General features: G+C 35.8%; 22 protein-coding genes. 13 read left to right on the top strand and 9 right to left on the bottom strand.

The genetic code is table 11. The annotated features are described in order from the left end of the window. The first annotated feature begins 25 nt into the window (after positions 1–25). Together PFY09_RS04690 and PFY09_RS04685 are read left to right on the top strand one after the other, a co-directional pair. Entirely contained in the window at positions 26–409 is a 384-nt protein-coding gene (locus PFY09_RS04690; protein ID WP_271161590.1) for a ribonuclease inhibitor, read from the top strand. 33 nt (positions 410–442) lie between these two features. Further along, positions 443–1057 (top strand): SGNH/GDSL hydrolase family protein, encoded by a 615-nt coding sequence (locus PFY09_RS04685; RefSeq protein WP_271161589.1) that lies wholly within the window; start codon positions 443–445, stop codon positions 1055–1057. A 7-nt stretch (positions 1058–1064) separates the two neighbouring features. Here PFY09_RS04685 and PFY09_RS04680 read toward each other — a convergent pair whose 3' ends face one another. Continuing rightward, positions 1065–1436, bottom strand: coding sequence for a diacylglycerol kinase family protein (locus PFY09_RS04680; RefSeq protein WP_271161588.1), 372 nt, complete (start codon positions 1434–1436; stop codon positions 1065–1067). A gap of 196 nt (positions 1437–1632) precedes the next feature. On the opposite strand from PFY09_RS04680, the gene dnaN reads away from it, so the two are divergent. The 3 genes from dnaN (at position 1633) to PFY09_RS04665 (ending at position 6394) form a co-directional block, all read left to right on the top strand. Beyond that, positions 1633–2763, top strand: a complete 1131-nt coding sequence (gene dnaN / locus PFY09_RS04675) for a DNA polymerase III subunit beta (RefSeq protein WP_076394496.1) — start codon at positions 1633–1635, stop codon at positions 2761–2763. A 597-nt stretch (positions 2764–3360) separates the two neighbouring features. Then, positions 3361–5763 carry a phenylalanine--tRNA ligase subunit beta gene (gene pheT, locus PFY09_RS04670; RefSeq protein ID WP_271161587.1) on the top strand — a complete coding sequence of 801 codons (2403 nt, stop codon included), beginning with the start codon at positions 3361–3363 and terminating at the stop codon, positions 5761–5763. Positions 5764–5983: 220 nt separating this feature from the next. Then, complete coding sequence (locus tag PFY09_RS04665) at positions 5984–6394, top strand: META domain-containing protein (RefSeq protein WP_087706307.1); 411 nt, start codon at positions 5984–5986, stop codon at positions 6392–6394. Positions 6395–6648: 254 nt separating this feature from the next. Here PFY09_RS04665 and PFY09_RS04660 read toward each other — a convergent pair whose 3' ends face one another. The 8 genes from PFY09_RS04660 to PFY09_RS04625 form a co-directional block, all read right to left on the bottom strand. Beyond that, positions 6649–7563 (bottom strand): IS256 family transposase, variant Zn-binding type, encoded by a 915-nt coding sequence (locus tag PFY09_RS04660; RefSeq protein WP_271160071.1) that lies wholly within the window; start codon positions 7561–7563, stop codon positions 6649–6651. A 163-nt stretch (positions 7564–7726) separates the two neighbouring features. Then, on the bottom strand, positions 7727–7966 hold the full coding sequence (locus PFY09_RS04655) for a hypothetical protein (protein WP_002977986.1): 240 nt from the start codon (positions 7964–7966) through the stop codon (positions 7727–7729). A 38-nt stretch (positions 7967–8004) separates the two neighbouring features. After that, a complete protein-coding gene (locus tag PFY09_RS04650; RefSeq protein ID WP_271161586.1) occupies positions 8005–9321 on the bottom strand; it encodes a hypothetical protein in 1317 nt (438 codons plus the stop codon). A 101-nt stretch (positions 9322–9422) separates the two neighbouring features. Next, entirely contained in the window at positions 9423–10313 is an 891-nt protein-coding gene (locus PFY09_RS04645; protein ID WP_271162331.1) for a 3-hydroxybutyryl-CoA dehydrogenase, read from the bottom strand. Between the two features lie 24 nt (positions 10314–10337). Next, positions 10338–10751 (bottom strand): hypothetical protein, encoded by a 414-nt coding sequence (locus tag PFY09_RS04640; protein ID WP_271161585.1) that lies wholly within the window; start codon positions 10749–10751, stop codon positions 10338–10340. Between the two features lie 31 nt (positions 10752–10782). After that, the gene (gene bla-A, locus PFY09_RS04635; RefSeq protein ID WP_271161584.1) at positions 10783–11658 is read right to left on the bottom strand and encodes a CGA/CIA family class A beta-lactamase; all 876 of its coding nucleotides are present in this window, start codon (positions 11656–11658) and stop codon (positions 10783–10785) included. Positions 11659–11928: 270 nt separating this feature from the next. After that, entirely contained in the window at positions 11929–13650 is a 1722-nt protein-coding gene (locus tag PFY09_RS04630; protein ID WP_271161583.1) for a cellulase family glycosylhydrolase, read from the bottom strand. 321 nt (positions 13651–13971) lie between these two features. Beyond that, a complete protein-coding gene (locus PFY09_RS04625) occupies positions 13972–14934 on the bottom strand; it encodes a Gfo/Idh/MocA family protein (protein WP_271161582.1) in 963 nt (320 codons plus the stop codon). 157 nt (positions 14935–15091) lie between these two features. Between PFY09_RS04625 and PFY09_RS04620 the strand changes: the two genes are divergently transcribed. The 8 genes from PFY09_RS04620 (at position 15092) to PFY09_RS04585 (ending at position 23683) form a co-directional block, all read left to right on the top strand. Beyond that, entirely contained in the window at positions 15092–15745 is a 654-nt protein-coding gene (locus PFY09_RS04620) for a protein-L-isoaspartate(D-aspartate) O-methyltransferase (protein ID WP_271161581.1), read from the top strand. A 169-nt stretch (positions 15746–15914) separates the two neighbouring features. Next, positions 15915–16310 carry a DUF1801 domain-containing protein gene (locus PFY09_RS04615; protein WP_116547518.1) on the top strand — a complete coding sequence of 132 codons (396 nt, stop codon included), beginning with the start codon at positions 15915–15917 and terminating at the stop codon, positions 16308–16310. 128 nt (positions 16311–16438) lie between these two features. Next, positions 16439–16603: a hypothetical protein gene (locus tag PFY09_RS04610; protein WP_271161580.1), complete on the top strand. Its 165-nt coding sequence runs from the start codon at positions 16439–16441 to the stop codon at positions 16601–16603. A 192-nt stretch (positions 16604–16795) separates the two neighbouring features. Further along, complete coding sequence (locus PFY09_RS04605) at positions 16796–17317, top strand: hypothetical protein (protein ID WP_271161579.1); 522 nt, start codon at positions 16796–16798, stop codon at positions 17315–17317. An 81-nt stretch (positions 17318–17398) separates the two neighbouring features. After that, positions 17399–18373, top strand: coding sequence for a 2-hydroxyacid dehydrogenase (locus PFY09_RS04600; RefSeq protein WP_271161578.1), 975 nt, complete (start codon positions 17399–17401; stop codon positions 18371–18373). Positions 18374–18425: 52 nt separating this feature from the next. Then, positions 18426–18671, top strand: coding sequence for a hypothetical protein (locus tag PFY09_RS04595; RefSeq protein ID WP_271161577.1), 246 nt, complete (start codon positions 18426–18428; stop codon positions 18669–18671). A gap of 202 nt (positions 18672–18873) precedes the next feature. Further along, positions 18874–23076 (top strand): T9SS type B sorting domain-containing protein, encoded by a 4203-nt coding sequence (locus PFY09_RS04590; RefSeq protein ID WP_271161576.1) that lies wholly within the window; start codon positions 18874–18876, stop codon positions 23074–23076. A gap of 187 nt (positions 23077–23263) precedes the next feature. Continuing rightward, positions 23264–23683, top strand: a complete 420-nt coding sequence (locus tag PFY09_RS04585; RefSeq protein ID WP_271161575.1) for an endonuclease domain-containing protein — start codon at positions 23264–23266, stop codon at positions 23681–23683. The last annotated feature ends 204 nt before the right edge of the window (positions 23684–23887 follow it).

The following is a 23887-nucleotide window of genomic DNA, read 5'->3' as shown; positions in this document are numbered from 1 at the left end:
GAAGCAAAATTTTGATATTGAGTATATGAACAAGCAACATCATAAAAACAAAATGACTGTCATCAATGGCAGTCATTTTTCAAATCTGGAAGCGTTCTATGAAGAAGCTTCGTTACTTTTTTTGAAAGATGAGGATTGGAAAGTCGGAACTTTAGATGGTTTTGATGATATTTTGTATGGATACGAAGGTGAAATTATCTGGAAAAATGCCCGAAAATCAAAACAAGATTTAGGCTTTGATCTGACGAAACAATTTTACGAAAATAAAATCCGACAGGGAAAACCTTTCAACGTTACATTGATTCAGCAAAAACTGGATGATTTAATCAATGGAAACGGACAAACGCTATTTGAAATTTTAATAGAAATTATAGAATCGCATAAAAATATTACCCTAATTTTGGATTGATTTTTAATTGAACAATTAACATTTGCCTAAACTATGTACGGATTATTTTTTGGCGACAGCATCACTTATGGAGAATACGATGGCGTTTTTGGCGGCTGGGTCGATATTCTGAAAAGATATGTTCTGCAAAAATACAATGAAGGAAGCAAAGAACTGATTATTTTCAACCTTGGAATCGGCGGCGAAACAACCGAAGGTTTAGTTAAAAGAATTTCTTCCGAAATGGCAGCAAGAAATTCAGATGAAGGAAATATTATTTTTCTGGGATACGGAGCAAATGATCTGGCTGTAAAAGAAGATACTCACCTTGTAAATCCGGAAAAGTTCAGGGAAAATATATTAAAGGCGGTTCAGGAAGCGGAAAAATATTCACCAATAATTTACTTAATAAGCATTCTTCCGATTGCTGAAAAATTAGACGGAATTATCACTGCCTCCGGAAAATTAAGAACAAATGATGAGGTTTTGGTATACAATCAGATTCTAAAACAAATTGCCAAAGAAAATTCTCTGAATTATATAGATTTTCATTCTGCTTTTCTGCAGGATAAAGAAATCCTGCTTTCAGAAGACGGCATTCATCCCAACGAAAAAGGTTATGGAATCATGGCTGAAATTGCCATTCCGATTATAGAAAAATATTTATAAACAACCTTCAGAACTGCTGAAGAAATCCTGAAACATATTTCCAGTAGACCATAACTCCGACAATAACTGATAAAATAGCCATCAAAACTACGGCTCCGGCGGAAATATCTTTGATGAAACCAATTCTTTTATCAAAATCAGGCTGAACAAAATCGCAGATTTTCTCAATGGCAGTATTCAGAATTTCAGTCGTTAAAACCCCTAAGGAAACCATTAAAATTAAAATAGTATCTGTAAAAGAAAGATTCAGGTAAAAAATCAGAAACACATTAACAAGGAAAGCAGCAAATTCAAGCTGGAAATTTCTTTCATACTTCATCATGAGAAAAACACCCCGGAAAGCATTTCTTAAACTCTTATGTACAGGAGGTTTTCGCATATTGAAACTTTATTTGCAAATATAGTCAATTGCTAAAAGAAAATCCTTATCTTTAGTGCTTTAGGATGTTTTCGGGCATCAAAAAGCAGAGTAGGGAAGTTGTAAAATTATTTTGATGGATGTTAATAACTCTCAGAATTATTCTTTTCATTCTGTTTTCTATTTATTATATTTGTAAAAATTTATTTTTAAATCTATGAAATTTATTATTTCAAGTGGTGAACTACAGAAGGCTTTGCAAACTGTAAGTGGCGTAATATCAAGCTCTCAGTCGAGACCGATTTTAGAAAACTATCTTTTTGAATTAGACGGAACTCAGGTTACCATTACCGCATCTGACGGCGAAACGACTCTTGTAACTTCTCTTGAGGCAAAGTCTGATGATACGGGTAAATTTGCCGTTCCTGCAAAGATTTTTCAGGACTTCATCAAGACTTATGGAGAACAGCCTCTTACGTTGGTTGTGAAGGACAATGCGGAAGGAACAGGAAGTCAGCTTGAGATTTTAGATGAAAAAGATAACTTCGCCGTAGCATTGGATAATGCAGACGATTATCCGGAACTGCCGGAATTTGATGCCGCACAAAGTGTTACCATGCCTGCAGGAGTTTTATCTGAAGCCCTTACCAATACACTTTTCGCAACAAGTAACGATTCTCTTCGTCCGGTAATGACGGGAGTACTGTTCCAGTTTGGAGAAAATGAAACCAACTTCGTTTCTACAGATTCTCACAGACTGGTAGTATACAAAAGAAAAGATCTGATGAATGCCGAACCTATGGAATTCATCATGCCTAAAAAGCCTTTAAACATTTTCAAAAATATTTTAGCAAGTTCCAATGAAGACGTAACGATCGAATTCAATGAGAACATGGCAAAATTCACTTTTGGAAAGCACGTTTGGATCTGTAGACTGATCGACGGAAAATATCCTAATTATACAGCGGTAATTCCAAAAGAGAACCCTAATGTATTAACCATCAACAGAAATCTTTTGTTAGGAGCGATTAAAAGAGCTTCCATCATGTCTAATAAATCCACCAATCAGGTAAGATTTAAATTGTCTGCAAACATTCTTCACCTTCACGCAGAAGATACGGAGTATGCAAACAAAGCAGATATGCAGATTCCTTGCGATTACAACGGAGAAGATATCAACATCGGTTTCAGCTCTAAATTCTTAACGGAAATGTTAACGATTCTTGGTTCAGACGATATCACGATGAAAATGTCTCAGCCAAACAGACCGGGAATTATCGAACCTCTTGATGGTCTTGAAGAAAACGAAAGTATTTTAATGTTATCAATGCCGGTAATCGGATTGTAATTTTAACGTAAATAAAATAGGATAAGAGGTTTTGATTTTTTCAGAACCTCTTATTTTTTAGGAGCTATTTCCCGCTTTCCGCACTCGCTATTTACTTAGGATTCGGCTGCGGCAGCGAAGCTGCCGCAGCCGAATCCTAAGTAAATGAGCTCAAACAAAGCTGCAATCGGGGCTAGAATTGCAGTCCGCCGTTTTGTAAAGAACAAAGAGAAGAAGTAAGAATATATCTTCAAAGTTGGTCATTCCATAGGAATCTAGGCTTAGTTTCAGAAATAGTAATGACAGATTTAAATTCTGCTGTCACTTGTTGAGTAGAACGCCATAGCGAACAAAAACATTCGAAATTTAACAATTCTTTTCTTAGCGATCTTTTGCGTTAAAAATAAGGTTTTTCAGATTGCAGCGGTGTTTCGTTTTTCGTAATGACAATGCCTTGTTAATCCGGCAAGAAAAAGAAAGCTGCTAAATAACTCTTAAAGTTTCTCTCACATTTCTCTGTTTCTTAAAAAAACACGATATTTGTAACGCGAAAAATTCAAGTAAAATTTTCAAAATAAGCAAGGTTTCTTTTAACCTTGAAAAATAATAAATTATCAGATGAAAATATCAAACAACTGGCTTAAAGATTATATCAAAACGGACCTGAAAACTGAAAGAATCGGTGAGTTCCTTACAGATATAGGACTTGAAGTTGAAGGGATAGAAAAATTTGAAAGCATAAAAGGAAGCCTGGAAGGAATTGTTGTAGGTAAAGTTTTAACCTGCGAGAAACATCCGAATGCAGACAAATTAAAAAAGACAACCGTAGAAGTAGGAAACGGAAAGATTTTAAACATCGTTTGCGGAGCTCCCAATGTGGAAGCCGGACAAACCGTTCCCGTAGCAGTTGTCGGAACTAAAATCTATGATAAAACCGGAAACTTTTTCGAGATCAAAGAAGCAAAAATCCGGGGAGAGGTTTCTCAGGGAATGATCTGTGCAGAAGACGAATTGGGTCTTAGCGACGATCACGGCGGAATTATGGTTTTGGATGAAGAAAAGTTTGAAGTCGGAAAAAATTTCGCAGATTACTTTGAAATAACAAACGATGAAGTTCTGGAAATCGGTTTAACGCCGAACAGAACCGATGCGATGTCTCATTACGGTGTTGCAAGAGATCTTCACGCTTATCTTTCCACAAACAAACAGAAATCTGAGTTCGAAAAAGTATCTTCCGTTGCGCTGAACAACGAAGGCTCTCACGATTTTACATTAGAAGTGGAAGATGCAGAATTATGCCCGAGATACATCGGAGCGGTGATTGAAAACGTAAAAGTGGCAGACTCTCCGGCTTGGCTGAAAGACAGACTGAAAGCCATCGGATTAAGCCCCATCAATAACGTTGTAGATATTACCAATTATATCCTTCACGGTTACGGACAGCCGCTTCACGCCTTTGATGCAGATAAAATTGCAGATAAAAAAGTAAAAGTAGGGACAGTAAAAGAAGGAACAAAATTCACGACTTTAGACGGTGTTGAAAGAACTTTGAACGGTTCTGAAATCATCATCAAAGACGGAAAAGATACACCGATGTGTATTGCCGGAGTTTTCGGAGGTGCCAATTCAGGGGTTTCTGCTGAAACAACTACCATCTTTTTGGAAAGTGCTTATTTCAATCCGGTTGCGGTGAGAAAAGGAGCAAAATTCCACGGATTGAATACCGATGCTTCTTTCAGATTCGAGAGAGGAGTGGATCCTAATATTACAAGAACAGCTATTACGCACGCCATAAAATTAATTCAGGAACTTACTGAAGGAAAACTGGTGGGAGAATTGCTGGAACAGTATCCTAAGAAAATTGAAGATCAGTATGTCATCATCAGATTTTCAAAAATCGAGCAGATTTTAGGAACCAAAATTCACAGAGAAAAAGTAAAAGAAATTTTAAAAGCCCTTGAAATTCAGGTTCTAAATGAAATTCAGAATGGGTATGAAATTTCTGTTCCTGCGTACAGAGCAGATGTTACAAGAGAAATTGACGTAATCGAGGAGATTTTAAGAATCTACGGATACAATAAGATCGATGCTCCTCAGAAAATTTCGTTTACGCCGGTAAAACTGGCTGCACAGGATCAGGATGAACTTGAAAATAACTGGGCAAGAACGTTACAGGGATTAGGTTTCAATGAAGTAATGAACAACTCATTGACTTCTTTAAAAGATGAAACGGATGCTGTAAAATTATTAAATCCTTTAAGCAACGATTTGGCATTTATGAGAAAGTCTTTGCTGGAAGGTCTTTTACAGAATGCAATCTACAACATCAACAGAAAAAATCAGGATATTAAATTCTTCGAATTCGGGAAAATTTATCATAAGAGAGATCAATACGAGGAAAGAAAGCAACTGGCTATCCTTGTTTCCGGAAGAGATGTTGCAGAAAACTGGTTACAGCCGAAATCTGCGACAAGTTTCTATAACCTGAAAGCTTATGTAAAAGTTTTACTGGAAAGATTATCCATTGATTATAAAGAAGTGGCTTTGTCTGATGAAAGATTTTCTGATGCTTTGGCGTATGAAGCGGACGGAAAAGCTTTGGTAAAAATCGGGAAAGTGGCTCCTCAGATGCTGAAAGATTTCGATATTGAGCAGGAATGTTTCTACGCTGAAATCGAACTTGAATTTGCGCAGAAATTACGTTCTGAAAATCAATTGAAATTCAAAGATATTCCTAAATTCAATAAAATCAGAAGAGACCTTGCTTTACTGATCGATAAGAACGTGAATTACGAAGATCTTTATCAGACAGCAAAGAAAAATAAATCTCCGTACCTGAAAAATATTAATTTATTTGACGTTTACGAGGGCAAAAATCTTCCGGAAGGCAAGAAATCTTATGCAATGAGCTTCGAACTTTTAAACGAAGAGAAAACATTGGAAGAAAAAGAAATTACTGCGGTAATGGATTCATTAATCAAATCTTTCCAGAAAGAATTCAATGCAGAATTAAGAGGTTAAAAAAATTACCTTTCGAATACAATATAAACGGACATTTGTCCGTTTTTTTTATGGATAAAATTAAAATTGACAACGATTTAAAGATTGAATGTTTTATTAAATTCAGATAAATCATATTCAATTACTATTTTATCTGAAGTGTTAAAGAATAATAAAATCTTCCGAAACCCGTTTAAATAATAATAATTCCGTAAATTTGGTTTAAATCAAAAAGTAAACAATGAAGAATCTTTTTTTAAGTATATGTACTGCTGCAGTTTTGGTTTCATGTGGAACAATGTCGAGCTCTTCTGCTTCCAAAGTAGGAAAAGCACAGCCTTCTCTTGCGGGTACAAAATGGGCTTTGGCTGATAATGTGAAAGGGAAAATTCCTACCCTGAATATTGAAGGAGAAAAAATCAGTGGTAATGCGGGATGCAACAATTACTTCGGAACGGCAAAAGTAGATCCTTCTATGGGAAATTTTTCTGCGGGAGCTTTAGGTTCTACAAGAATGGCGTGCGATAACATGAGCGTAGAAAAAAACTTTATGGATATGGTAGGAAAAGCCAATAAATATGTAGTAACCGGAAATGTTCTGGAATTGTATCAGGACAATCTATTACTTTTAAAATTCAATAAAGCTGAATAAAATAAAAAGGAACTCAATCGAGTTCCTTTTTTATGTTTAGGTAATGTGGTCAAAAATAGTTGGTGTTTTTGTCAGAAATAATTCGTAATATTTTGCGGTTGATTGGAAGAGGAAGTGAGCAATGCTGAGGAGCAACTTACCAGCAATACAATCAACGCTGTAAACAATAGTTTAGAGGATGGTTTTTACCATCCTTTTTTTGTAAATTATTGGAACAGCTCTATGGCTAAAAAAACCTTTATGGTTTTAGATTTCTATAAAAAAGATACCACTGGATAAACTTTTTCCTCCGACTTTTTGTAAGCCCCCGATGAATATTTAGATGACCTTTTAAATGACCAAAAAAAAGATTCTATTCCATTGGTTGTTTTCGGGATTTTAGGATCCTGCAGGAACGAAAACATATTTGGCAAAGCTTTTTTGATAACCGAAAAACATCTTCTCACCATTTTGTGCGTGTACCAATATCTTCCGGTTTCCTGGCTGTATGATTTTTCATTCAAAAATTCTTTATGCTTTTCAGACCAATCCAAAAACTCTTTGATCCAATACTGCTTTTTAACTTCGTTGTCAATAAAATGAATTTTACAGACAATTTCACGCAACTCAAAACCTGCTACAGATTTCGGATAGGCGGAAAGCCATATTTTGCACATCCTTTGAATATGAACCAGACATCTCTGAACAGGAACTTTAGGACAAACTTTTCGGATGGCTTTCAGTAGAGATTTATCGCCATCACAGGTTATCCCGCCAATTTTTATTCCTAAATTCAAGATGTTTTCCAAATCCTCTTTGAGTTCTTCATAATGCTCACCGTCAGTAATTCTGTAAAGCTGGGTTTGCTTAAAAACATTATCTCTGTAAACCACCAAACAGATTTCATTGGAGAAATAAGTGCCGTCAATCAGTAAATAAACCTCCTTGTTCTGGTTGTAACTGAGTTTTGGAGCTTTACTAAGCATCACGTTAAAATACCGTTGAAGAGTACTTACCGAATATCCAGATTCTGCTGAAATCTGCTCATAAGTCTGTTTCCCAACAATCCATTTTTTGAACCAAATTTCTTTGTTTTTTAGGCCCACAGATTTATTCTCCGAAGTAAAATGAATGCCACAGTTTTTACATTTAAAACGACGCTTTCCGTTTTGCTTTCCCCAAGAAATCACATCCAGACTTTTGCAACTCCAACAACGATTTTTTTGAATTTCCAGCCATAAAAAAGTTTATTGAAACAAAGTTCAATAAACTTTATGTATCATCAGTAACAGTCGACAATGCAAAGAATTTTACCAACTATTTTTGACTATTAAACCTATGTTTAAATTGTTATTAATCTTCCTCTTCTTCGTCGTACTTAGCCAACTCTTCATCACACCATTTAAACGCAGCTTCTACCACTTTTGTAGCCTCGTCTGCCATTGTTTCTTCGTCGTCACCTTCCAGATCATCCAGCCACTCAACTTCTTCTTCCTCAACGTTTAAGATAAATCTTGGATATTCTGTATGAACCACGAATAAATCTTCTGGAAATTCCGAATTATCTGCTAATAAAAACTTTGGTAATTTCATTTTTTTAATGTTTTAACTTTAAATCAAAGATAATAAAATTATTGGTATTTGTTCTTGTCAATCTTTATTTTTTGTAAAACTTTATACCTTGTTAACGTTGTTTTCTGAAGCGTATCTTTCGGTTTAAAAGTTAACGTAATATTCGGATTGATGGTACTCATCAGTTCGGCAACCTGTATTTTGTCAAGATCTTCTGCTGTTTCAAGATAAAACTTCAGCGGAATCTTCTCCATTTTTTCAGATTGCAGAAACTGCTTCATTTCCTTTCTGTTTTCAAGATAATTGCCTTTGGAAAGCCATGTAAATAACATTCCGGAAAGCAGACTTAAAAAGCCTAAAGCGTACGTTTTAACCTCAAAAACCATGAATAATTTCCTGAAATAAACCAGCCAGACCGGAAGACTGAAAGGAGCCATTAATCTGTAATCAATCGCATTCACAGAATAAAAATACTGAATAAAATACGAGCAGATCATCCCGAAAACACTTACAAAAATATAAAATGCCTCCGTTTCTGAGAGTTTGTATTTAATAAACAAAAATACAATCAGAAGAATATTTAAAAAGCCGATTCCGTAGATCGCATAATTGATCATTCCGCCTCCCGGATCTGCAATGTGAATAAAAGGGTTGAAAGTGGTACATAATCCCTGAAACAATTCAGCAAGAAGTTTAGAGGTAGGATGCAGACCGATTTCCAGAAATTGACTGACATAGTTTTCGTTAAAGTAATCAATAAAAAGAAATTTGTACAAAACCACAAAAATTCCTCCGATAATTCCTGAAATAATAAATATTCCCGAATATTTTCTTTTCCAAAAAATCAATCCGAAAAGTCCGGTTCCGCCCATGATGAAAAGAGCGCTGTATCTTATGTTATACAATGCAATAAGGCTTAACGAAAGATAAAAAACAGCTTTTCCTTTTTCTAGTTTTCCTTCAATAATTAATGTGGAAACATATAAAGATACCATAACAAACGGCAAAATCAGCGGTTCGCTCATGGTATAGGAGAAAATGGAGAGGAAGCTGAATAAAGCACATAAAACAACGGATTCTCTGAAGAAAAACTTCTTTTTCCAAGTGAAATAAATGATGAACAGAAACGCGGAAATTCCTACGATTTTACTTCCCCAGAATTCATCAAACCCGAAAAACGTAAAAAATTTTATTGCTAAAGGATATCCTAAAGGAGTCGTGGTATTGTCGATCGTCGGGAAAGCGTGCGCAAATCTCATATAACGGATCGAATCCGGATTTACACGCCCTTTTTCATTAAGCAGAAAACGCAAAATGGTCATCACTAAAGTAATGATGACCATTGATATCTGAATATTTTTTTCTTTAAATTTCATGGATTGTGAAATTAGTAAATTTTGCAAAGCCAGTCAATCTTAATCAGATTTAAAATTGAATTTCAAAAAACTCACAATTTACCGTTCACAATTCACTTTTTTTATTTTGAAAACATTTTCGCTACTTTTTCCGCTTTTTTGCTTTCGGAGTAATCATAGAAACCTTCGCCTGATTTTACGCCTAATTTTCCTGCCATTACCATGTTTACCAACAATGGATTCGGAGCATATTTAGGATTTTTGAAGCCGTCGTACATTACATTTAAGATCGCAAGACAAACATCAAGACCAATAAAATCGGCAAGCTGAAGCGGTCCCATCGGATGCGCCATTCCCAGTTTCATTACCGTATCGATTTCCTCAACACCTGCAACGCCGTTGTACAACGTCTCGATAGATTCGTTGATCATCGGCATTAAAATTCTGTTGGCAACAAATCCCGGATAATCATTTACTTCTACAGGAACTTTTCCAAGCGTTTTACTCATTTCATAGATCGCGTCGAACGTTTCTTTGGAAGTGGAGTAGCCTTTAATGATTTCAACCAGTTTCATAATGGGAACCGGATTCATAAAGTGCATTCCGATTACTTTATCTGCTCTTTTTGTAGCCGCCGCAATTTTAGTGATTGAGATAGAAGAAGTATTCGTTGCCAAAATGCAGTTTTCAGGAGCAAACTCATCCATCTGTCCGAAAATTTTCAGCTTTAATTCCTGATTTTCCGTTGCCGCTTCCACAATAAGGTCGGCAGAACCTACCGCATCCTGAAGTGCTGTAAATGTGGTGATGTTCCCTAAAGTTTCTGCTTTTTGTTCTTCGGTAAGGTTTCCCTTTGCAATTATTCTGTCGAGATTGGTGGTAATGGTTTTAAGACCTTTGTCTAAAGCTTCCTGAGATACATCTACAAGATTTACTTTAAAACCGCTTTGTGCAAATGTGTGCGCAATACCATTTCCCATGGTTCCGGCTCCGATAACTACAATGTTTTTGATCATTTTTCCTTATTTAAGTTTTAATTATTTGCTGTTGATTAAAGTTAAATTTCGTGCGTTGGAAAGATCTGCTTTTTTTACCATCGTTGTTTCATCAAAACTCACATTCCCGTCTCTGTTCGGTTTTTTCATCTGATTCTGAGTATTGATGGCAGCTTTCAGCCCTTCCACAAATCTGGTTTTCTGGGTTCTGGAGAATGTATCTGTTCCGATATAAATGTTAAATTCACCTTCTCTTCCCAAACCGCTTTGTTTGTACACTTCGAAATTTTTTATTTTGTTTTTTTTCTGAAACTGATTAATAAAATCCATCACAGGTTTAGCCGAAGGTGTACCGCAGCAAATGCTGTGATACCCTACCTGCAGATAATTTTCGCTTTTCTGTGCAAAGAATACTGCAGAAGTGAATAACCCGATTATTAATACTATTTTTTTCATTTTTAATGGTTTTAAAATTAAGCTTAAATTTTTACTTATTAAAATAATCCCAGACTGTTTTTGAAATGTCTGAAATCATTCTACAGTTCACTTCGGCTGTTTCCGTTGAGTTACTGACAAATACAGCTATTGCATAATGCTTGCCATTCGGTAAAGTGATGATCGCAATTTCATTTTCAGCACCCGTTAAACCTGCATCATTCTTGCCGGAAGATCCCGTTTTTCTTGCGATAGGCGTATCTTTCGGAAGCTGCTCAATTAATTTATTTGTTCCTGTGGAAGTGGAAAGCATTACTTTCATCAGATAATCTGTTGATTTTTTTGATAATAATTTTCCGTCATAAAACTTTTTCAGAACATCAACCGCAGAATTCGTTGTACTATAATTTTCATACTGCGCATTCCAGTCTTTATGCATCGCTTCTTCATTGTATTTGATCTGAAAGTTTTTCACCCCTTTAGCATTCATAAATTTCTGAACAACCTGCGTTCCGCCTAATAATTTTAAAAGAATATCGCAGCCGTTATTGTCACTTTTGGCAACGGTGTATTCAATAATTTCGCTTAAAGGAACAATACCACCATTTGGATATTTTTCGCGAAGAGGCGACCATGTGTTTTCATGTAAATTCGATTGGTTAAGGGTAACTTTTTGATCTAAAGAAAGTTTTCCTTTATCTGCATAATCTAAAACCGCAATGGCAATGTGAAACTTGAAAACACTCTGCATCGGAAGTTTTTTATCAGCATTTTTATTGTACGTAAAGCCGTTTTCGAATCCCAGAACGGAAATTCCGACCGTTGCTTTCTTATTTTTAATAATGGAGTTGATTTGCGTTTCTAAAGAGGATTTCTGGGCAAAAACAAATGCCGAAATCAAAAGAAATAATAAGGTGATTTTTTTCATAATATTTGTTTAATCATATTTTTATTAACCGCAAAAGAAGCAAAAGAAATTCTGTAATGTTTAAATACTTTTTAGTTGATCAAAAGTTTGTAAAGGATAAAAATCTTTGATTTTTAAACTTATGTGTTCTTTTTTTATTTAAGTATTGAACTTAAAATAACTAAAGTGTTAATCATTTCCTTCTTTTGCGGTTAAAATAAAAGTTAAAATAGTTTTAAAAATAAATCCCTCTTAGAAACTAAAAGGGATTTGCAATTTATGATTTTTTCTTTATCTCACTTCAAAATAATTCATATTTACCCCGTCATTTTCGAAATTAATTCTGATTTTATTTTCACCTTTTTTAAGATGAATTCCTTTTGCAGAAGCCGTTTTCCAAATTTCATTTCCGTCTGTTAAAGCTAAGGAAACTGAAGCTAATAGTTTTCCTGAAGCATCTTCAATCCTGATTTTCGCATCGTTTTCACTTGCATATTTTATGACGAAAGTATACGTTTTATCTGCTTTTGAGTTGATGGTATACTGAAGCCATTCTCCGCTTTCCGTTTTTCCGACGTAATATTCATTGTCTTTTGTTCTGTAAATATCAACGCCGTCATTTCTCAGTTGATTTCCTGAATTCCAATCCGATCTTTTTGCAGGATCACTTACCCAAAGATTAATGAAATCTTTATCTGAATAAGCAGAACCCATTCTTCCCAGATCATAATCTGTTGCGAATATTTTTCCGGGAGCCTGAAGATTCTTGAAAGGTTTTGTGGAACCGTCTTTTGTCTGCCTGAACATCGCATCAATCACATCGTTTTTAACTTCCACACTGCTGAATTTATAGTTCTCGGCGATCTGCATCAAAGCTTTCTTGGCAAATTCTTTAGATGGTTTTTCACCTCCGTTCTTCCAGTAATCCAATAATTTCTGATATTCCGGAGTAATTTTTACGTTGGTAATTCCTGCGATATTGTCTATCTTTTTCATCGGCCAGAATGCGTAACCGATGTTATTTTTATCTAAAAGCTGAATAAGCTCTGTAAACCATACATTTGAATTTTCGCCTGTTTCGCCCAGCCAGATCGGGATTTTGTGTTTCTCTCTTAAATCCAGCGCAAATTTCAGCGTAGCGTCATCATTATTATTCCAGTATTTATGAAAACTGAAGACCATATTATCGTCCCAAAGCGGCGTTAAACCGTTATAATTATTTCCCCATCCGTTTCCTTCAATGATGATCATGTGCTTTTTATCAACAGTACGAATCGCTTCCGTGATTTCTTTCTGAAGCTTCCAAAGCGGAGCATTCGACATTTCATCCGTTCCGTTTATATTTTTTCCTGTAAAATTGATATTCGGTTCGTTAATAAGATCATAACCGCCAATCCATGGAGAATCTTTATATCTTTCGGCTAATTTCTTCCATAATGCGATGGTTTTTTTCTGATTTTCTTCGCTCTCCCAAAGAGATGGTTTGGATGTATCACGATCCGAAATATTTACATCATTTCCCTGTCCGCCCGGTGCTGCGTGAAGATCGAGAATCAGGTACATTTTATTATCAGCACACCAATTCAGAAGATCATCAGTCATTTTAAAACCATCTTCCAGCCATGTATTTTCTCCTTTTTTAGATTCTTTTTCAATCGGTAGAGTGTACAGATTATAATGCATTGGAAGTCTGATTGAATTAAATCCTGCTTTTTTCAGAAAATCAATGTCCTGTCTGGTAATTCCGTTTTTCAGATAAGCCTTGTAAAACTCATTCATTCCGTCTTCACCAATCAGTTCAGCAATTTTCTCCTTGATTTTGTATTGCGGACCTGCAAAGTCAGCCGTTTTCAGCATATATCCTTCCTGAAGCATCCATCCTCCCAAGCCAAGACCTCGCAACTGAATGTTTTCACCTTTATCATTAATAATTTTTTCACCTTGTGTTTTTAAAAATTGTGATGTCCCAAATTGAGACAATAAAAAAGCGGATAATAGGATGGCTCTTTTCATAGTGATTTTAATTATTGAATTGTTAAGGGATTGTTATAAAGAAATTATTGTTGAATAATGGCAAATATATTTAAAATATGTTGAATAATATTAAAAACAGAAATTGAATTGAAAAAAATAATGATGATTACGAATATTGTATGGTGTAAATCCGGATCGGGATGAATGAGAAAATTAGTACTGTTTCGATGAAATGGAAATAGGCTGTTTAAGTTTGGCTAAAGCCAATTGGGCATAAAAAAAAAACGGGTTTTTAGCCCGTTTCTATCAATAAATTATCGTGTTATTCGTGAAAATATTTGTGCGGTTTGTGTTAAAAAATTAAGAAATCAACTTCATAATCTCCAACGCAACTTTCAGCGCTTCCGTTCCGTCCTCAATAGAAACTTCTACGTGTTTGTCTTCCGTAATGGAGTCTGCAAAAGAATTAAGCTCATCCAGAATGGCATTATTCGGCTGAATATTCGGATATTCAAATAAAATCTGATTTTTCTCACCATCTGCATTTTCAATAATCATGTCGAATGGAGTAGGGTGTTCAGGAGCATCTTTCATGCGGATCACTTCCGCTTTTTTCTCAAGAAAATCAACGGAAATATAAGCATCTTTCTGGAAGAAACGGCTCTTTCTCATCGCTTTCATCGAAATTCTGGAAGTCGTTAAATTCGCAACACAGCCATTTTCAAATTCAATCCTCGCATTCGCAATATCCGGTGTTTTGCTAACCACACAAACGCCGCTTGCGTGAATATTTTTAACCTTAGATTTAGCAATGCTTAATAAAATATCCAGATCATGAATCATCAGATCCAGAACCACAGAAACATCTGTTCCGCGCGGATTGAATTCTGCTAACCGGTGAATCTCAATAAACATTGGATTCTTGATATATTCTTTCGTTGCAATAAACGCAGGATTGTACCTTTCAACATGTCCTACCTGAGCTTTGATACCTTTTTCCTGACATTTCTGAAGAATTTCTTCCGCCTGTTCAAGAGTTTGGGTTACAGGTTTTTCAATGAAAAAGTGCAGACCTTTTTCAATTGCTTTTAGCGCATAATCGTAATGATAAATGGTGGGCGTTACAATATCCAGCATATCGATCTGCTCCAGCAATTCCTCAAAATTCTCAAAATATCTGTACCCGAATTCCGCTTCCAGTTTCTTGCCGTTTTCTGCGTCTTTATCGTGGAAACCGATGAACTCGTATTTATCTGACTGATTTAAAAGTCGTAAATGTATTTTTCCTAAATGTCCGGCTCCTACCAAACCTGCTTTCAACATAGCTGTATTAAATTTCTGTAAATATAACAATTTGTTGTTGGTTGTACGTAGACCCCTATCAGAAAATTAAAAACTGCATGCAACAGTTTTTAACCCCCGACAAAATTTCATATTTTTGTGCGAACTCATACCTGCAACCTAATAACTACTATCTGTAATGGCGCAAGATTCATTTGTACATAAAGGAAAAAGAAAGATTTTAGTGGAATATCTCCGAAACAGAATCGGGATTTCGGATGAAAACGTACTTTCAGCGATGAATGAAGTTCCGAGACATCTTTTTATTGAAAGTATTTTCGAAGATTTTGCTTATGAAGACCGTGCTTTTCCTATTCTTGCGCATCAGACGATTTCGCATCCTTCAACTGTTGCAGAACAGTCTGAACTTCTTCAGGTAAAAGAAGGGGAAAAAGTACTGGAAATAGGAACCGGTTGTGGTTATCAGACCGCCGTTTTACTGGCAATGAAAGCTCATGTTTATACGGTTGAACGACAAAAAGATCTTTTCGATTTTTCGAAAAAGAAACTTCGTGAAATGAATTTATATCCAAAATTTCAGAGTTTTGGGGATGGTTTTGCCGGACTTCCTACTTTTGCTCCGTTTGATAAAATTATCGTGACCTGCGGCGCTTCCGTTTTACCAACCGAACTTCTGAAACAGCTTAAAGTCGGCGGAAAAATGGTTATTCCTCTCGGTCCGACCGATGAGCAGGTTTTATACAGGTTTACAAAAATCTCGCAGACCGAATTTGAAAAGGAGGAATTCGGGGCTTACAAATTTGTTCCGATGTTGGGAAATACCAATCAGTGATGGTTGTTTAATTGGGATGGATGAAGGGTAAGACCGTTTTCAAAAATAAATTGAAGAATATCTTTTCGGGCAGTAAGAATTCATTCAATTTTGCTTTAGCCCAAACTTGCTTCAACACATAAAATAAAACAGAATAAATTTTTTAATTTTAAAGAGTTAAAAAATAAAAATGAATTCTGAAATCTCAAAATATAACAGTTCTCAAGCGGAATCCGATCGGGAAATCTGCGAAAGACTTTCTGAAATTATCTGTGAGAATCTTATTGATGCTGAATCTAAAATCTGGCATTCTCATCCTGTCTGGTTTTTAGACGGAAATCCGATTACAGGATACAGTAAACAAAAAAAAGGAATAAGACTGATGTTTTGGAGCGGCAAATCTTTCAATGAAGAATTTCTGAACGTCCATGGAGGAAAATTTCAGGATGCGTCTGTTTTTTATAATAGTGTCTCAGAAATTAATGAAGAAGATCTGAAAAGAGCTTTAAAAAAATCGGAAACCATTCAGTGGGATTATAAAAATATAGTGAAGAGAAAAGGTGAATTAATTTTAATTCAAAAATAACATTTCTTCAAAATTCGGAACGAAAATTGAATAGTCATAAGTGTATAATTAACTAAAATCTTAATATGATGAATACCAAAAGATTTAAAATATTACAAGATTTCAGTAATATTCAAAACAGTTTTAAAATGAATTTCCGAAACAGAGCAGAAGATAATCCGGATAAAAAAGAATCCGGGAATACTCTTCCTCTAAAAGATTTCAAAGCTAAAAAGTCGGAACCGAAAAGAAAAGTAAGAAGATCTGCCTTGGAAATCTGGGAAGAAATGGAAGAGTTGATATCTGAATCTTAGAAGAATAAATTAAAGTATAATCATTTTAATATTAAAGTTGAAAAACCTTGCTTGTGAAAAGTGAGGTTTTTTATTTATGCAATGAGTTTTGTATTTAATAATTATTTAGTTGCTAATGTTTTAAATAATTTTGTTCAATACCCGAATTTAACCATTAAATTTTTTAAATTTAAAAATTAAAAACTGATAATTATGAACAAATTATTTTTAGGAGCTTTACTTGCTCTGTCAACTTTATCCTGTAACGACTCTAAAAGAAAGGAACTTGAACTTAAAGAAAAAGAGCTTGAGTTGAAAGAAAAAGAATTAAATCTTGAAATTTTAAAACTAAAAAAAATAGATTCAGTCTCTGTTACAGATGTTAAAAGACTTAAAAATGACGCCGTATCAGCAGAACAACAATCTCTGCAAATTTCTGATCCGTCCGTTTCTAACATTAATAATTTACTTGGATATTGGGTAGACAGTGAAAATGAAAATATTTTTATGTATTTTGACAGGAATGGTAGTTTTTCTTTCACTGATCTCAATAGCTCTACAGAACAATATGAAGAACTTCACGGAACTTACACTCTTAAAAACGGTAAACTTACATTGTTTTATAACGACAGAGCACAACAGACATTTAATTTTTTTAAGGAAAACTTAAGAACTCCAATTTACTTAATTCAAAAAGGAAGATATTTAATGCAAAAAGCTGTAGTTAAAGAATAAAATTTCATCCTTCTTATTAGTTGTTCTTCTTGAGTGGTTTGCTTTTTGTTAACTAATAAAAGTTTTCAACTAATAAGATTTATGAAAATATTCATCAACAAAAGAATTCCTGAAGCTGGTATCAAACTTCTTAAAGACGCCAATCTTGAAATATTCATTCCTGAACATGAAAATCTCTCATATGAAGAATGGCTGAATTACTGCAAAAGCAATGATGCTATTTTAAGCGTGGGAGGAGAGTTTAAATTCGATAAAGACTTTTTCAACGAATGCCCAAATATTAAGGCGATCGCTTTGTATTCCGTAGGTTTTGATCATGTGGATATTCAGGAGGCAGGTGCAAGAAAAATTCCGGTCGGAAATACACCCGATGTTTTAAGCAGAGCTACTTCAGATGTTGCATTTTTACTGATGCAGTCGGTTGCACGAAGAGCGAGCTATAATTTTGAAAAAGTAAAATCCGGGAACTGGGGAGATTTTGATCCGCTGCACGCTTTAGGTCAGGAATTATACGGAAAAACGCTCGGTATTTTTGGTCTCGGAAGAATTGGGTACGAAATGGCAAAAAAATCCAAAGCCGCTTTTGAGATGGATATTATTTATCATAATCGTCACCGCAATGAAGAGGCGGAAAAGAATTTGGGAGCCCAATATGTTTCTTTTGATGAGCTTATTGAGCAGTCCGATGTTCTGAGCATTCATGCCAATTTCAAAACAGAGCAGAAAGATCTTTTTAATGCTTCTGTTTTCGATAAAATGAAGAAAAATGCAATCTTCATCAATACCGCAAGAGGAGGCTTTCATCAGCAGAAAGATCTTTACGATGCACTTTCAGGGCACAAAATCTGGGGAGCAGGGCTTGATGTCACAAATCCTGAACCTATTTTTAAAGATGATCCTATTTTAGAGCTTTCTAACGTTTGTGTGCTTCCTCACATTGGCTCTGCAACGGAAGAAGCAAGAAACGGTATGGCGAAACTGGCCGCTGAAAATCTTATTGCATTTTCGAAAGGAGAAAAAATGCCTGCCTGTGTAAATCCGGAAATTTACGGTTAAGATTATGGAACTATTTTTGTTTAATTGTATATAACACCAAAAAAATAGTATTATGATACCCGAAAACAGCGAACAGGAACAGGAAAGAAGACTGGAACAGCGAGAGTATAAATCCAGTGAAGATATTTTTAATCAGGAAGAGCATATTTCCTTAGACGGAAACGGAAAACCGATTTTTAATGAAAAAAATGATGATGACAAACTTGATATCGGGAGTGAAGACGAAGAAAATAACTACTGGAGTCTAAGTGATAATGACGACGATCATGAAGAGGAAAATGACGATGTTTTAACGTAATATCAACTCAGTATCAAATAATTGTAAACCTTGCTGTTCAGGCAAGGTTTTTTTTGTTTACATTTATACTATAAATTATTGTATTCTAACCTTATGAATAATTTTGTTATGAATACCATGTAAATAATTGTTTACTATTGATAATTGTATTGCTAAAAGTAGTAAATTTATCAATAAATAGTGATTAAAAGAAAACTTGATTATGATAAAACCTTTACAATTTATCCTCGTATGGATGAGTGTTTTCGGGCTTTCCCAAACTCCCGGAAATATCATCATCAAAGACGCAGTCGGCAACGAGAGCTTTAATGTTACCTGTACCAATGGTCTTAATGCAAACGGCTGTATTGATCTTCATGTGGAGTATCCTGTCATTAAGCAGACCACAAGTTATGAAGTCGTTTCACAGGCTTTTGCTCCTCCGATAGCTCTGAATCAGGGAACTCCGCTTAATGCCAATTACGATGATACTTTTCCTACCAAACTGGATCTGCCTTTTCAGTTCTGTTTTTACAATCAGAATTTCAATGCCTTGGTTGTCGGCTCGAACGGAATGGTTACTTTTGATCTGAGCCAGTTGGGAAACATCAACTATCCCAATGTTCAGTGGCAGAATCCCAATGTCAGTCTTCCCAAAAACTCTATTTTCGGAGTGTACAACGACATGGTTTTTTCGGCAAATGATCCCTCCGAAATATATTATTCCACCATCGGAACGGCTCCTTACAGAAAATTCGTAATCAGTTTTTATGAAGGAAGAATTGCAGGATGTACAGAAAGAGCTTCCTCACAGATTGTTCTGCATGAAACCACGAATGTGATTGAGGTTTTCGTGGATAAAAAACCAACGCCGTGTCCGACAAGAAAATTTGAAAATGCTTTAATCGGGGTAATTAATGCAGACGGAACACTCGGGGTTTCTCCTCCCAACAGAAATACGGGCGTTTGGCAGGCTTTGCAGGAAGGATATAGATTTAATCCGCTTGGAAATGCCATTCAACCGGATGTAACGTGGACAAATTCCGCAGGACAGACGGTTGCTACAGGAATTCAGGCAACAATTTGCCCTACCCAAAATGAAGTGTATACGGCAACTGCGGTATTTAATACCTGTGGAACCAGTACCCTAACTTTAACAGATGATTTTCCTTTAACATTTGATCCTACGTATCCGGCGGCTAAAAATTTCACTCAGGATTATTGCGGAAATACTCCCGTAAACCTTACTTTAAGCAGCTTTCAGGGAAATGTGACTACACAGAATCCGGCGAATTTTGTATTCAGTTTTCATACAAGCTTGCAGAATGCCCAAAATAACGTCAGTCCGCTGCCGAATAATTATACTTTAACAGCCAGTACGGTTTTATATGTAAGAATTCAGAATCCCAATGTTTCTGGCTGTTACAGAGTTGCTGTTTTAACGTTAAATTTACAGACGAAAAGCTTACTCAAAAATACAGTTGAGATTTGTGATACCAATAACGATGGAGTAGAAGCGAACTATAATTTATCGTTTCTGGATCCTGAACTTTTCCCACCCGGAACTACAGGTATTTCTTATTTTGCAACACAGGCAAATGCTCAGAACAACACCAATGCACTCAGTACCATCAATGTAACGGCAGGAACAACGGTTTGGGTAAGATTGCAGGAAGGAAACTGTACCTATGTTTTAGGTCCGGTCACTTTCCAGTTCAAACCGGGAGTTAATCTTAATTCTCCGATTAACTATAACTACTCAACGTGTGATATCAACAATGATGATGCAGAGCCTTTTGATTTTCCTTTAACTTTCGGACCGCTGATTTCATCACAACCGGGAGCTGTTTTTACCGCATACGCCACCTACAATGAGGCACTTACAGGTTCAGGAGGAGTTTTAAGTACTGTGCATGAAGGAACTTACACTATTTTTATTAGGGTTCAGATTCCGAACGGATGTATTGCGGTTGCTACCGTAAATCTGAATGTTACGTTTAATAAAATTGTGGTGAATTCTAAGACAGAATACATCTGCTTTAACGGAACGGATGATGTCAGTATCAATTTAAATACACTTTCAAACGGAATGCTGGTTTCTCCGGCAACAGTTCCTGTGGTAGAGTTTTATTCAAATTATCCCGATGCAAGTTTCGGAATAAATCCTATAAGCCCGAATCAGATCATCACGACCAACGGAAACTTTGTTACGCAGACGTATTATGTACGTTTCGAAATTTCAGATTCGTGCTATACCATAAGACCTATCACGATCAATTTGGTTCATCCGGTGATCGAACAGTCCAGTTTTACGGTTTGTGATTTTAATAATGATAATACAGAAAATGTACAGTTGTCTCAATTTTCATCTGCGATGATCGGAAGCCAGAATGCTGCGGTAACTTTCTACCTTACTGCTGCGGACGCTGCAAGCGGAAACAATCCTGTGAATAACGTTACCTTCACCGGAACACAGCAGTTTTTTGTGAAAATCAACTCGTATAACTGTGAGCAGATTTATCCTTTCACCGTAGGATTAACTTCTACACCTGCTGTAAATCCTCAGGTAACGGTTAACCTGACCAATATTTGTGACAACAATAATGACAATACGGAAATCTATGATCTTACACAGGCACAAAGTCAGATTACAACAAGTTCCAATGTGAATTTTACGTATTATCTGAACTATGATCCGGTGACACACATTTTCACCAATGAAATTACAAACCCTACCCAGTTTGTGGTTACCGGAGGAACTGCAACAGTTTATGTAAAGGTTAAATTTAATAACAACGATTGTTTTTCAGCCGTTAAATTAACCATTCAGATGTCATTCTTACCTCCTGTAGTTCTGAACAATGCGGTATTAAACAAATGTGATGAAGATTTTAATTTAAGTGAAACCTTTCAGTTGAGTGATGCTACTTCTCAGATGTTTATTCCTGCTCAGAACACCTATCCTTTATCGAATATCACCGTTACTTATTATAATACACAGGCTGAAGCCAATGCAGGAAACCCTGCCAACCAGATCGGAAATACCGTTACAACCAATATTTCGACTGTTCAGGTCTGGGCAAGATTTCAGGTGAACACAACAGGATGTTACTCCGTAGCGTCAATTGAGCTGAATACGTATTTCCCTCCGAAAGCCATCAATTCTACCATTTCAGTTTGTGATGAAAATCTCGACGGAAGTTATGAAGTGAACCTTTTGAATTTTACCAATTTAATGGTTGATGCACCGAATCCTGCGAATACATTTACCTTCTATCTTACACTTCTGGATGCGCAGAACGGAACCAATCCTATTGCCAATCCTTCCAACTTTACAGCCAATCCTTTCCCTGCACAGATGTGGGTGAATGTGCAGAATATTCCGGGCTGTAACGATATTGCAACCATAACCTTTACTTACGGAAATAAAGTAACCCTGCTGAACAACGGACCTTTCCCTTTAGCAACCTGTGATATCGGAAATGACGGATCTGAGACGGTCAATTTAACACAATTCCAGACACAGATTTACAATGGCGCAAACGTTACCTTTATATATTATGCTTCATTAGCAGATCTTAATGCGGGAACCAATGCCATTGCCAATCCGTCAGCGTATCTTTATAATCAGGTTTCTGGTTCCAGTACCATTTATGTAAAAGTAAGCGTTCCGGGATTTTGCTCGAATCTTGTACAGATTCAGCTTTCACTGAAGAAAACGCCTATTTTTGATATTCCGACATTGTATTTCTGTCCGGAAGGCTCACTGAGCAATTATACTGTAAACATTACCAATTACACCATTGTAAGTTATGTATGGACAAATCCTGCAGGGCAGACCATCTCTACAACGAATACGATTACAGGAATTAACACAGTAGGAACTTATTCATTAACCGTGACAGCAGATAACGGATGTTCTTACACCAAGACTTTCGAAATCAAACATTATGAAGTTCCTGTTATTACAAGCATTCAGTTTAGCGGTAATAATGTGATGATTTATGCTACAGGCTCAAAAACAATATTGTATTCTATAGACGGTATCAACTGGCAGGCAAGCAACAGTTTCAATAATTTACCCACAGGAATTACCACATTCTACGTGAGATTTGCCGACAGCGACTGTATTGTGAAAAAAGACGGTCTGGTACTGGATATCACCAATGCAATTACACCAAACGGTGACGGACTTAATGACCATTGGGTAATTAAAGATCTTCAGGTATTCGGAACAAAAATGTCTAACCTTAAAATCTTCGACCGTTATCAGATGCTCATTTTTGAACAGAATTCAAATACCCAGTTCTATTGGGACGGAATGATAAAAGGAAGAGTGCTTCCAACCGCAAGTTACTGGTACGTAATTACCATACCGGACGGCAGAACATTTACCGGATGGGTTGTGGTGAAAAATCATAATTAAATCTAAAAAATCCTTTCATACTAAACCTCATTGAAATTTTCAGTGAGGTTTTTTATTTTTGAAAATCTTAAACCTTAGAATTATCCATAATGGAAATTCCCCTCCTTTGGAGGAGTGGCAAAAATTTATGAAAATTTTTGACGGGGTGGTTTAATTGAAAAACACAAAACAATAAAAACAACAAATAATGAAAGAAATTCTTACCATAATCAATGGAGTTCCTGTTCGGAGGAATTTTGTGGAAAATCTTCCCTACAATCCAAAATTAAAACCTCTGTTGCACAGAAAACGTAAAGCAGGAATTTTGAGTGAAGTCATTTTCTGGAAACAGGTTCGCGCAAGAATATTTCATAACATTGATTTTGACAGACAGAGAATCATCGGCAATTACATCGTTGATTTTTATGTGAAAACTCTCGGATTAGTTATAGAAATTGATGGCTGGAGCCACGAAACCAAAGAAATTTATGATGAGGTAAGGCAGAAATATCTGGAGTCTTTAGGTCTGAAAATATTCAGGATAACAGATTTTGATGTACGACATAATTTGTCTGTTGTGATGAAAGATTTAGAATATTTCATTGTTGAACATTATAAATACAAGTAAAATATCCATCACAAAATTCCCCTCCTCCGGAGGGGTGGATTCGACCAAAGGGAGAAGACGGGGTGGTAAAATCATAGACAAAAACATCACTCGTGATTATTAAAACCACCCCGTCAAAAATTTTCATAAATTTTTGCCACCCCTCCAGAGGAGGGGAATCTTTCATGCTGTTTCAAATTTCCTCACATTAGTTGCAGGGATTTT

This window comes from Chryseobacterium gambrini (assembly GCF_027920505.1).
Taxonomy (GTDB): domain Bacteria; phylum Bacteroidota; class Bacteroidia; order Flavobacteriales; family Weeksellaceae; genus Chryseobacterium; species Chryseobacterium gambrini.
This window is presented reverse-complemented; position numbering and strand designations above follow the sequence as displayed.